Origin of the sequence: Methylibium sp. (assembly GCF_013817365.1) — a bacterium.
Lineage (GTDB): Bacteria > Pseudomonadota > Gammaproteobacteria > Burkholderiales > Burkholderiaceae_C > Methylibium.
Genome location: NZ_JACDCU010000072.1, coordinates 1 through 12,102 on the forward strand (window position 1 = coordinate 1; position 12,102 = coordinate 12,102).

Below are 12,102 nucleotides of genomic sequence, written 5' to 3' on the forward strand. Positions count from 1 at the left end.
AATTGAACTCATACGATGCCACACTGCTGTTCGTCGGCATGAGCCACCGCTTTTGAGCCGCAGATGTTCGAATCGCATTTCGGATTCAGCGCGCCGCCGTTTCAGCTCAGCCCCGATCCGAGCTTCTACTTCGCGAGCAGGGGCCACGGTCAGGCGCTGTCTTACTTGAAGTACGGCGTTTACCAGCGCGAGGGTTTCATCGTCATCACCGGTGAAATCGGTTCCGGCAAGACGACGCTTGTTCGGACGTTGCTCGAAGGCCTGGATGCGCGCGAGGTGGTGGCAGCACAGGTAGTCAACACGCAACTCGATTCATACGAGTTGCTGCACGCAGCCTGCACTGCCTTCGGCGTGCCGGTTCCCGGCCCTTCGAAAGCGCAGATGCTCGCGACGCTGGAGGCCTTTTTCGCCGCCCTGGCGGCAAGCGGGCGGCGTGCGCTGCTTATCGTCGACGAGGCCCAAAACCTCGGCCTTAAGGAAGTCGAAGAACTGCGAATGCTCTCGAACTTTCAGCTGGGTTCGCAGGCGCTCGTTCAAAGCTTCCTGGTAGGTCAGCCGGAATTGAGATTGATGCTGCGATCGAGCGCGATGGAGCAGCTTCGGCAACGGGTGATTGCCTCATGCCACCTGGGGCCATTGAGCTCGGATGAGACGCGTGCGTATATCGAGCACCGCCTGCGCCGCGTCGGCTGGAGCGCATTTCCGGCGATAGCAGACGAGGCTTTCACGGCAGTTCATTGCTTCACGGGCGGCATACCTCGCCGCATCAATTTGCTGTGCACGCGGATCCTGCTGGCGTGCTGGCTATCGGGCAAGTCGGACATTGCCGGCACCGATGTCGCGACGGCCGCCGCTGAGTTGGAGGCGGAGTTGGGCGGTCTTGAAAGCTTGGGCCCCACCGCAAATGACTCGCCGGGGATCAACTGAGGTGTCAGTAGAGGCTGCGGCTGCTCAACCTGTAAGAGTTGTTCACAAACGGTCCGCTTGTCTACCCCTTAAACAGGCGTTGCGTCGGTTCCAACCGATCTATAGCGACCGGGTTGTATCAGGCCGTTCCGACCCGCGCCAAGCTGCTCACCAGTAAGTGTGGAGCCCTTGGGCACTCTTCGCTGGCCCGCTGACACCGCGGTGCCAGTGAACCGATTGCCGGTCAATTCACACAGCTTGTAACGCCGCGCTCCCTTGCTCAAGCTGGCTAGACATCTTGTAGCAAAACCAAGGACGGCGGCTGAGCCAATCCCTAAGACCACTGGTGAAATTGCGCTCCTGATTCACCCCATAGGTGGTTCTTCTGGAATAGGGCCAATGCGATAGCGAACGTATGTACGTGCGCAGACACGATCGATGTCTGGCTGCAAGTACCTCAGTGCGCCATCGACTGCGGCCTTTCAAGGATGGGCGACGCTACTTTCCTTTTTTTGATTGATCTCTATGCGAACCGAATTTTTGCCACCCCGAAAAGCCTTGCTTGCTTCCCTGATCTCGAGCGCATTTCTCCTCTCCGCATGCGGCGGCGGCGGCGGCGGCAGCAGCGGCGGAGACGGAGGGGAGACAGGGCAGTCGACCGACGGAGCAGCGCTCGACGTGGAAGCTGAGGAGATCAGAGCAACGGCGTTGTACGTCGGTGATACGTGGGTCAAGGTCGCTTCCGAGAACCAGCGGTTCACCGTCGCAAACCAGACTGCTGTCCGTTACGGTACGGGTTCCACATGGGTTTATCGACGAGTGTCGGGCCGGGCTTATTGCACGAACGCATTCTTCGGGCGGGATCCGGCGTTCGGCAAAGTGAAACAGTGTGACGTGCTGAAGGGTGGGGCACCGGCGCCCGCCCCGGCACCGGCACCGGCACCGGCACCGGCACCGGCACCGGCACCGGCACCGGCACCGGGAGTCGCAACTTGGACCACGATTGCCGTTGAAGGGAAATCCTTCGTCTTGAGCGGAGCTGCGCGGACCGTCCGATACGGCGTAGGCTCAAAGTGGATTCAGAAGACCATGACAGGCAACGGCCAGTGCACCAATGCCTTCTTCGGGAAGGACCCGGCGTATGGGGTGGTGAAATCCTGCCAGGTGCAAGCAACTGCACCGGCACCGGCACCGGCACCAGCACCAGCACCAGCACCAGCACCAGCATCAGCATCAGCATCAGCATCAGCCACGCTGGCTTGGTCGGCATCAACGAGCGCCGGCATCACGGGCTACCGTCTCTACTACGGGACGGCATCGCGCTCTTACTTGCAGCCACTCGGCAGTGGCATCAGCATTGGCAAGTCGACCAGCTACACGGTCACGGGGTTGACAAAGGGAAAGCTGTACTACTTTGCACTCACATCGGTCGATGCCGGGGGCAACGAAAGCACGTTGTCTAACGAAGCATCGAAGCTGCAATAGCTCAACGGGTTTCTGTCTCCGCACGCACCCGCAGTTTTAAGCTAATGAAAGTAACGTACATGAAGAAGCTAATTTTCTCGCTGGCCCTGATGGCGGCGTCGCCGTGGTCATTTGCAGCATGCGACCAGACCGTCAATCCGGGTACCAACCTCGCGTCGGCCGTTTCCAGCGCTCCCAACGGCTCGACCATTTGCCTCAACAGCGGCGACTACGGCACCGTGAACTTCACCAATATCAGCCGAACCGGGCTGGTGACGCTGCAGTCCACTGCCGCCAAGGGAGCATCGATGAGTCCGAAGGTCAGCAATTCTGACTTCATCAGGCTCCAGGGAATGACCCTGCGGGATATGCAGATCTCGAACTGCAGCACCAATATCCAAGTCGCCGGCAACGCGTGGGCCCAGAACACGTCCGGGATCGTCGTCATGGACTATGGCTACAACTGTTCGACGGCCGACAAACAGATCGTGATCGACGGAAACACCTTTGTGAACACCCGGCCGGCATGGGGGGAAGGCAAGATCGGACTCGTGAGTGTCAACGGCGTGACCTTGAAGAACAACTTGATTCAAGGTCAATCGAGCGGCAACGGTGGCGATGGAATTCAAACCGGTGGCAGCTTGGCCAATATCACCATCGGGCCGGGCAATATTTTTCGAGATATCCGGCAGGGTCCTTGTGACAGCTCGGCAGGAGTCCCCCATTGCGACGCCATCCAATTCGTCGGCAATTGCCCCACATGCACCATCAATGGCAACTGGTTTGACAACGTCGAAGTCGTCCTGCAGCATCACGATGCCAATGTGCCCGTCGTCTTCACCAACAACCTCGTCACCAATGCGGTGCAGATGTGGGCCTACAGCACCCCGGGAAGCGCGAACAATTCCCGGATCGAACACAACACTTTCTACAACCTGGGTCTGGCCGTGTGGGGAACTACCGGCAGCGGTGTGTCGGATACGACGGGTTTGGTCGGGCGCAACAACATCCTGATCGGCTCGACGGCAAGGCCCTCGACTTGCAGCGCGGGAAGTTGTACTTTCACCCACAATCTTTGCCAAGCTGCGTCCCAGTGTGGATTCACCTCATCGAGCGCGGCGGTCGGAACTCCGATCTTTGCGGGCGGTACGCCGGGCTCCATCACGACCTGGGCAGGTTGGCAGCTTTCGGGTAGCTCCTTGGGCTACAAAGGAGGCTCCGATGGGCGGGACGTCGGCACCAACTACTACGGCCCCGACGCGGTCGCAACGACGCTCGCGCCGCCCACAAGTTTGCGTGTGAATTGAGCCGAGGCTGGCATCCAGCAGGCAGTTGTCCTGCGTGATACAGCCTCCGCTTTTGCCGCCGCCAGTGGTCGCACCCCTGACGGCGGCGTCACGTTTTGCCGCGAAGCCTCTGATCGGTCGACTCATCCGAACCGTCCGATCGGACGGTCAGGCCGTGACCAGCGAGACGCGCTCGTTCGGTGGGTAGGGCTCTTCGCTGGAAAGCGTTTGCGGACGAGAGAAGAATCGTTCCGCGCCGGCAGTCATGTCTAGTCGACTCGTCCCAGGATGATCAAATGCATCGGACGCGCATAGTCGGCGAACAACGGCGTCACTTGGACGTGGGCGAACATGCGCCTCAGCAGGTCCTCATCGAAGACATGATGATGAAGCCCGCGATTCTCGTGGTTCTTGAGCGCGCGGGCGAGAAAACTCTCGTGCGTCAGACCGGGGGCGTCTCTCGCCAGATCATGGAGAGCCACAATCTCGTCCAGATGAGTCAAATCAGTCTCGTCGATTTCGCGCGATTCGTCCTCCAGAAGGTGTTCGAACGGCGTGATGGACCTCAAATGGTCGAACGTGTCTTGCCGATGTGGGAGAACGAGGAGCATCAGTCCGCCCGGCTTGATGACTCGTCGCCACTCCGACATCGCCTTGAGTGCATTGGCGCAATGTTCGAGGGCGTGACTGCTGATCAAAAAGTCGTAGGTTCTACTTTGGATCTTCGAGAGACTGCTGGCTTCACCAATGAACTGTCGGCCGATCTTTCCTTGCGCATACTCGTAGGTCATCCCTTCGCGGATGCGCCCTTCCCACATGGTGGTCGACGAAAAGTTCACGCCATCGATACGGCGAGCTAGTGCGTACACCGGCAGCGCGGCGAAACGCCGGAATACGTCGCTTGGCCCACCGATTTCCAAGCCGAGCTGCCCCTGAAAACTCGAGGCGTGGTGACGAAACTCGCCGGCGAAGCTGGCCAGGTAACGGCTTAGCAAGGCTGGGGCGCGCCTGATGGGAGAAAGTGCAGTTCGCACGCGTTTGATGTGGCGCATAGGGCTAGTCGAGTCACTTCGGAGTCGTCTCGTGCAACGGTCAGTCGCGAATGAATGGTCTCGGCGCGGCTTGCAAAGTTGTCTACTGGACGGCGATGGTGGGCGAGCCCGCTTGGCCGACCATCGTGTCCGTCATACGGGGAAGTTGTGCACCAAAAACGACTTGGTGAAGCCGAACACGGTCTCGTCGATCACCTTGGCGCCGGGGAACAGCAGACCGACTTCCTCGCGGTTCAGGTTGCGAATCCGCGTGGCCCAGACGGTAGCCTCCGACGTGCCCGACGCGCGACGGTATCTTCCGACGGGCACGCGCGCGAAGAACCACGCTTGAACACGCGCGGGCAGAAAGTGGAAGAAGGGCATCAGCGTCCGCCAGTCCAGCGGAAAGCGGTGGTTCGGAGTCTGCAGGAAGAAGTGCTTTCCCACGCGTTGGATCTCGTCGGCCATCCGTCGCTGGTCGGCGAAGTTGCCGACGTGTCCGATCACCGAGTTGGAGAAGACGATGTCGAATTCCCGCGGCCGGTATTTCGACAGATCCCTGGCGTCGCCGACGACCGCGGAGAACGGGCCGTCGACGTGCTGCTCGAAACTGTTCAGCAGCACGACCTCGATGCCCTGCGCGAGCGGCAGGCCGGCCGTCGACCAGTAGCCGACCGTACCGCCGACGTCCAGCATGCGAAGCGGCGGCGTCATGGTCGATATCAAGCGCAGGAACGTCTGGTTCCTTTCGAACCGCGCGCGCGTGGCTCTGGCGGCGAGGGAGTCGAACACCGACATGGCCGAACGCGCTGCCGCTACCAGCAGATGCCCTGGTACTGGCGGTCGCTCGTCCTGCCGGATATCCGCGCCAGATCGATGACCACCTGGTCGTCGCGCAAGCGCCCGACAACGTCGCGAAATTCGTCGGCCTTGTTGCCGACCACAATCGTCTCGGCGAAGTCCATCACCTTCTCGACGGAATCAACCATCAGCCGCGAGATGTGCGGGATGTGGTTGAGGATGTAATCCTTGTTTGCACCGGTCAGTGCTGCAAGGTTGACGTGCTTGTCGTAGAGGCGCAGCTCGAAGCCTTTGCCGATCAGATGTTCGATCAGGTCGACCATCGGGGACTCGCGCAGGTCGTCCGTGCCCGCCTTGAAGGCGAAGCCCAGAATGCCGACCCGGCGTTGCTTGCGCGAAGTCACCATCTTGATGGCCCGATCGACCTGCCGACCGTTCGATGGCAAGATGGAGTTGAGCAGCGGCAGGTCGAGGTCGAGGCCGCGCGCGTGGTAGGTCAGCGCGCGAAGGTCCTTCGGCAGGCACGAGCCGCCGAACGCGAAGCCCGGCTTCAGGTAGTAGGGCGACAGATTCAGCTTGGTGTCCTGGCAGAAGATGCTCATCACCTCGTGCCCGTCGATGCCGACGGCCTTGCTGATGTTGCCGATCTCGTTCGCGAACGCGACCTTCAGCGCGTGCCACGAGTTGTCCACGTATTTGATCATCTCCGCCGCTTCGACGGTCGTGCGTATCAGCGGAGCGGCCATCTTCGCGTAGAGGCTCGCGAGAACGTCGCCTGCGCGCGAGTCAGACTCGCCGATCACCGTCTTCGGAGGATGGTGGTAATCGAAGATCGCGGTGCCTTCTCGGAGGAACTCCGGGTTGATGCATACGCCGAAATCGACCCCCGCGGTCTTGCCGGAGGCTTCGCACAGCGTCGGGATCACGACCGTGCGCATCGAGCCCGGCAGCATGGTCGACCTGATGACGACGACGTGGAACGTCGAGCTCGCGCGAAGCGCTTCGCCGATCTGCTCGCACACGCGCCGAACGTAGGAAAGGTCGAGGTTGCCGTTGAGCTGCGACGGCGTTCCGACGCAGATCAGCGACAGCTCGGTCGCATGGATCGCGTCGGCGACCGACATCGAGGCCGACAGCCGCCCCGCCGCGACCGACGAGGCGATCAAGGCCTCGATGTCCTCCTCGACGATCGGCGCGATACCGCGATCGATCAGATCGACTTTCGTCGCGTTGGGATCGACGCCGATAACGTCGTGGCCATCGGCCGCCAAGCAGGCGGCGGACACGACGCCGACGTAACCCAAGCCAAACACGCTGATTTTCATAGTCGATTCGTCTCGGAAAGGTTCGTGAACCAGGCATCGGCCTTCGATCGACGCTGGCACGGCCGGCGTGCTGCTTCCGGCAGACGCTCGAGCCGCCGGGCACGCCGACAACGTGCGCGCGACCGGCTCAGGTGTTTAGCCCCGCGAGCGCCGCCCTCGGGTCCTCGATCCGCTTTGCGGGCACCCTCTTGACCCGGCGCAGCCCGTCGAACGACTCCTCCAACCTGCGCCTGCGCAACGGCAGATCGAAACGCGAGATGGTGATGCAGGAACTGTAGATCGGAAGGTAGGCGCTCCACTTGGACTTGATCCACCAATAGCACGCGTAGAAATCGCTCGGCAGCTTCAGCAACTGGTTGGTGTTGTGCACGCAGAACGCGGGGATCGCGAAGCACGGCAGTCCCGCATGCCGTGCCGACAGGCAGATGTCGACGCCGTACATGTGAAAGTACGGCAATGTGGTGTCGAACCGCAGGCCGGACGACTTTCGGACGATCAGCACGATCTCGTCGAGCGTATCGACCGGCTCGGGTTGCTGCAGCTCGGTGCCTTGCAGTCCCCAACCGGTCGAGTACACCCTGCCGAGCCCGTTGCAGTCTTTCCTCGTGCCGAAGCACCCTAGGACGCCCCACGGCTGCCCCTTGCGGTCGAGCGCTTCGAGCGACGCGGCCAGGTGGTCGAACCACGCAGGGGGCAGGTACACGTCCTGGTGAACGAAGACGACAATGTCGTTCGACGCTTCGTCCATGGCGCTGTCGTACGCCGCGCTGGCCGATCGGTAGCCCTCCTTGACGAGCAGCTGGTGCGGACTGCCTTCGGCGAGGCCTGGCGATCGCAGCAGGTTCTGCTGCAGGACCTTGCGGTTGTTGACCGCGGCGACGATGGTGAATGCGTACTGAGTCACTGGGCCTCCCGGAGCGCCATGACGCTGCGTGCCTTGCAATTCATTGTGCCCACGCCACGGCGGGCGGGTCGGCAACGCAGGCCCGCATGGTTTCGACGATCTTCGGCCCTTGCACCTCCACGCAGTACGTCGCATGTACCTTCTGGTACGCGACCTGCGTGAGTCGCTCGCAGCGGTCGGCATGGTCGTGCAGGTCAATCAGCTCGCTCGCGAAGCGTTCGATGTCGAGGTAGGGGACCGAGATCCCTGCATCGTGTGCCACGAAATCCATCGTTCCGCCCGCTCCGTCGAAGCAAAGCACCGGAACGTGGTATTCGGCAGCCTCGAGCGCGACCAGAGGGAAAGGATCTTCGCGGGACGTGAGCGCGAACGCACTCATGGAGCAGTAGTGGTCCGCGACCTCCGACGAGTCGGCGACCAGCTGTACGCGTCCTTGCAGATTCAGCTTGCGCAGATCGTGCTGAAACTCGAGCCACTCGCGGCTGCCTTGCACGCCACCGACCCAGAGGAAACGAAAGTCGCGCAGGTCGGCACCGTCGACGACTTTCTTCGCGATCTGCAGGAAGAGGTCGGTGCCTTTGCGCCAGCCCGGGATGCCGCAGCCGCCTACGACGAACGCGTCTTCGGGCCAGCCCAGCCGCGTCAGCACCTGCGAGCGGCGCCGGCGCCGCTCGTCCGGCGGCACGGCCCGCAGGGGGCTGAAGCCGGCAGCGACGTCGATCGACCGCGCCGGGACGCCGAAGGTGTCGTGCAGCATGCGCTTCACGGCCTGCGAAACGGCGACGAAGCGCGTGGCCGCCCCGACGACGGCGCGCCACTCCGTCTCGCTCGACAGCATGCGGATGGCGTACTCGAGCTCGTGGACGTGCCAAAGAATGGGGCAGCCCTTACGGGCCAGCAGTCGCACCGACGGCAGCACCGCGACGGTGTTGGCGTAGATCAGGTCGAAGCGGCGGGCGGGAAGCTGCGTGCGGCCCACGGCGTGCTCGACGAATGTTCGCAGCGCTTCGCCTTTGCGTCGAAACAGCGCATCCAGCGCGGTGCTCGGGTCACGCCAGATCGTCGTCGTGGCGACCGCTGCGAAGTCCTCGGCGAGCGCGCCGTCGCCGTGGATCAGCACGTGGATCTCCCATTCGCCTTGAGGCTTCAGCCAGCGAATCAGTTGCAGGAGCAGGATCGTCGCGCCGTTCCTCGAAGCCGAGTGGCATACGAAAAGCACCCGGAGCGGTCGGATGGGTGTCACGTTCGATCCACCAATGCAGTGCGAGATGAGAAACGTCGGCGCGCCAGATCAGGACGCGACCGTGCTGGCCGCAGGGGCGACGGCGCGAAGCGACAGGCCGAGCCCGTCCGAGTAGGCACGAACGAGTTCGGGCTCGGAGAATTCCCAGGCGAGCTGCGAGCCGACCCGTTGGCGCCCGACCGCGCCCATCCGGTCACGGCGGGTGGAGTCGTCGAACAGCGCGCTGATCTGCCGCGCGAACTCCAGCTCGTCGTTGCCGCCCACGTAGACCGCCGCGTCTGCCGCCGAGACGCGAGTTTCCTTCAGGTCGAACGCGACCGCCGGCTTGCCCAACGCCATGTACTCCATCATCTTGTTCATCGTCGACTTGTCGTTCAAGGGGCTGGAGGGATCGGGCTGCACGCAGACATGGACGCTCGACAGGATCGTCTTGACTTGCTTGTCCGGGATGCGCCCCGTGAACCAGATGTACGGCTCGATGTCGAGCTGGCGAGCGAGCGCGCGCAGATCCGGCTCCGCATCGCCGGTGCCGATGACGACGGCGAGGAAGTCGCGTCGGTCCACATCGGTCACGAGCTTCCTGATGGCGCGCAACAGGTAGTCGACGCCGTCCTGCGGGCCCATGGTGCCGATGTAGCCGATGAGGAACTTGGCGCGATCCGCCAGGGCGGGGTCCGGCTCGACTGGCTGGTAGGACAGCGGCGGTCCGTTTCGAACAACGAAGACCTTGTCCGGCGCCATCCCGCCGCGTTCGATGGCGACCTGCCGGTAGGACTCGTTCGTGGAGATCACGACGTCGGCGGTGGCGAAGGTGCAGCGTTCCAGCAAGCGCAGCGCTTGGTAGATGAGGTTTCGCCGTGCACGCGGGAACCGGGAGAGATAGGTCTCGGGCGACAGGTCGTGATGGTCGAACACGAACCGGGCACCGAGGCACTTGAGGACGAGAGCGACCACGAACAGCGTGTCCGGCGGGTTGGCCGCGTGAACGACGTCCACGCCTCGGCGAAGCGCGACCCACAGCGACACGCACAGCATTGCGAAGGTCGCATAGCCGAACTCGAACGCGTACGACAGGACGCCGCTCGCGTTCGGCGGAGCGGGGAACCGGTAGACGTGCACGTCGTCCACGACCTCGCTCCACGGCTGGTCCTTGGCCTTCGGGGCGACGACCGACACCTTGCAACCCGCCTTGTGGAGGGCAAGCGCCTCTCGTCGGACCCTGACATCGAAAGGGTAGCCGTTGTTCTCGACGAGCAGAAGGGCACGAACCTCGAGGTTCTTCATGCTGAATCTATCCTTTGCTGGAAACCGTGCTTCGGCGAGGTTTTCGGCATCAGACGCTGCGTCCGTCCGTGCGTACAGCCGACAGAGCGAACCGTGGTCATGCGCCCACCCCGAGCACCGAGCTGAGGCGATCACGACTTTCGGTGAGGAGTCTACGAGCGATCAGCGACGCTGCCGTTCGCGGGACGCTGGCATCTTCCTTGTCGCCGTAACGTTTTCGATGGTTCGTGGTCACGCTCACGACCCGCGGCGCCCCCGTGCCGGCCAACGACGTTCGCTCTCCGGCAGCGAGCTCGACTGGACGGCCATCGACGCAAACCGTGTAGGTCGCGTCCGCGGCGACGTCGGTGCCGGCCGCGATCCGCAGGTGAGCGGCCGTCGGCGGCAGGGCGAAGTCGACGCGTCGGCTCCTCGGCTCGAGCGTGCAGACTTCCGCGTCGTTGGAGAAGCGGTAGCTGCGTCGAGCGAGCGACGACAGCTTGAGCCACTCGACGTTGCCGAGGCCGTTGATGAAGCGGGCGTAGCCGTCGAGCAGATCGAGCCCGCCCTTGAGATCCTGGTGATGGCCTCGAAGGATCATCGGCCTGCCCAGGTAGGCCGCGACGAGCATCGCGTTCTCGGCGCTGCCGTGGAAGGCTGACCTCGGCATGACGTGGCAGCCGTTGACATTCTCTGCCGGGAAGAAACCCAACGAGGGGTTTGCGGCGGCGTTCACGCTGTGAGCCTGCAGCGAGCCCGGCGAGATGCAGGCCGCTTCGAAGCCGGCGCCGGGCAAGGCCGCGAGGGTCTGGCCGGAGCACGCGCCGTGCGGCGGGACCATGACCCGACACACATCCAACCCGGCTTTGCTCTCGAGATGCTCGATGCGCTGCACGGCTTGGCGCAGCAGCGCGTCAGTGCCCGAGGCGGATGCGGCCTGCGCCAGCTCGTGCCTTCCGTGGTTGTTGCCGTGAATCAGCAGCGACAACGAACGGTGGTTCTGCCGGAAGATGGAAGCGGTCGGCTGATGCGTGAACCACGCATCCAGAGGGATCGCTGCGAAGGCAGCGTGGAAGTTCTCCCGGACCGCTCTCTCGGCGACGTCCTTGTACCTGACGTACCCGTAGGTGTGCCAGTGCAGATTCGGATCGTCGAAGATGAAGGCCGCCCGCAACGGGGGCGCATGCCACCGGGGCGCGCTGAGCTCGAAGAGGAAGTGCATCAACGGCAGGTTCTCGATGAAGCGGTTGCCGCCCATCGCGTCGCTCAGTGCTTGCTCCTCGCCGATCGCGAGGAGCGGGAGAGCGGACCGGTAATGCTGGACGCCGTCCGTCGTGCGCACCGACCAGAGAACCCCGCTCGACGTCGTCGCGAGAACCTTGTCGAACGGCTCCATCGCAAGAGGAGGGTGCCCCTGCGGCAACGGCGTGCGAACGCGCCTGTTGCGAAACGGGAAGGCGACCTCGTCCTCATCCGCGAAACGGACCTCCGTCTCGACGCAGCGGTGCCCGCCGGCCTCGTCCGCCGCCGGTGCGGCGAACGACGTGACCGTGCCCGATGCAGACAACGCATCGGGCGTGCCCAGGATGATCGTTCCTTTCGCCGCCGATAACTCGTCGCCGATCGTCTCGAACCGGAAGACGTGCGCGAGCGTCTGCAGCAGCCGGTCGGCCGCCGACGGCTCGCTCGGGTCGCGGAGTACCCGCACCCGAAACAGGTCGGTGCTCGACCCGCTCATTTGGGCACCCTTCGGCCTGCGGCCTGCCGGGTCCACGGAGGGGCTCGTCGCTCGCCAGGCACAGCCCGTCCGCAGGGACGGGCTGTGCCCGGGCTCGCTCCCGCCAAGCGGGAGTACTCGCGCTTGGGGCGGCCCTGCGGG

The 12,102-nt window shown here is 63.3% G+C and carries 10 protein-coding genes; 3 read left to right on the plus strand and 7 right to left on the minus strand.

The annotated features are described in order from the left end of the window. The first annotated feature begins 63 nt into the window (after positions 1-63). From H0W38_RS06820 to H0W38_RS06830, 3 genes are all read left to right on the plus strand, one after another. The gene (locus H0W38_RS06820; protein WP_292452349.1) at positions 64-927 is read left to right on the plus strand and encodes an XrtA/PEP-CTERM system-associated ATPase; all 864 of its coding nucleotides are present in this window, start codon (positions 64-66) and stop codon (positions 925-927) included. A 537-nt stretch (positions 928-1,464) separates the two neighbouring features. After that, positions 1,465-2,391 (plus strand): fibronectin type III domain-containing protein, encoded by a 927-nt coding sequence (locus H0W38_RS06825; protein ID WP_292452351.1) that lies wholly within the window; start codon positions 1,465-1,467, stop codon positions 2,389-2,391. 59 nt (positions 2,392-2,450) lie between these two features. Further along, complete coding sequence (locus H0W38_RS06830; RefSeq protein WP_292452352.1) at positions 2,451-3,677, plus strand: hypothetical protein; 1,227 nt, start codon at positions 2,451-2,453, stop codon at positions 3,675-3,677. A gap of 248 nt (positions 3,678-3,925) precedes the next feature. Here H0W38_RS06830 and H0W38_RS06835 read toward each other — a convergent pair whose 3' ends face one another. From H0W38_RS06835 to H0W38_RS06865, 7 genes are all read right to left on the minus strand, one after another. Next, positions 3,926-4,708 (minus strand): methyltransferase domain-containing protein, encoded by a 783-nt coding sequence (locus H0W38_RS06835; protein ID WP_292452353.1) that lies wholly within the window; start codon positions 4,706-4,708, stop codon positions 3,926-3,928. A 132-nt stretch (positions 4,709-4,840) separates the two neighbouring features. Then, a complete protein-coding gene (locus H0W38_RS06840; protein ID WP_292452354.1) occupies positions 4,841-5,485 on the minus strand; it encodes a class I SAM-dependent methyltransferase in 645 nt (214 codons plus the stop codon). Between the two features lie 17 nt (positions 5,486-5,502). Continuing rightward, entirely contained in the window at positions 5,503-6,813 is a 1,311-nt protein-coding gene (locus H0W38_RS06845) for a nucleotide sugar dehydrogenase (RefSeq protein WP_292452356.1), read from the minus strand. Between the two features lie 127 nt (positions 6,814-6,940). Next, the gene (locus H0W38_RS06850) at positions 6,941-7,717 is read right to left on the minus strand and encodes a glycosyltransferase family 2 protein (RefSeq protein ID WP_292452358.1); all 777 of its coding nucleotides are present in this window, start codon (positions 7,715-7,717) and stop codon (positions 6,941-6,943) included. Positions 7,718-7,757: 40 nt separating this feature from the next. Then, complete coding sequence (locus H0W38_RS06855; protein ID WP_292452359.1) at positions 7,758-8,960, minus strand: glycosyltransferase family 4 protein; 1,203 nt, start codon at positions 8,958-8,960, stop codon at positions 7,758-7,760. 48 nt (positions 8,961-9,008) lie between these two features. Continuing rightward, entirely contained in the window at positions 9,009-10,244 is a 1,236-nt protein-coding gene (locus tag H0W38_RS06860) for a glycosyltransferase family 4 protein (protein WP_292452361.1), read from the minus strand. Positions 10,245-10,341: 97 nt separating this feature from the next. Continuing rightward, entirely contained in the window at positions 10,342-11,961 is a 1,620-nt protein-coding gene (locus H0W38_RS06865; RefSeq protein ID WP_292452363.1) for a hypothetical protein, read from the minus strand. Between the last annotated feature and the right edge of the window lie 141 nt (positions 11,962-12,102).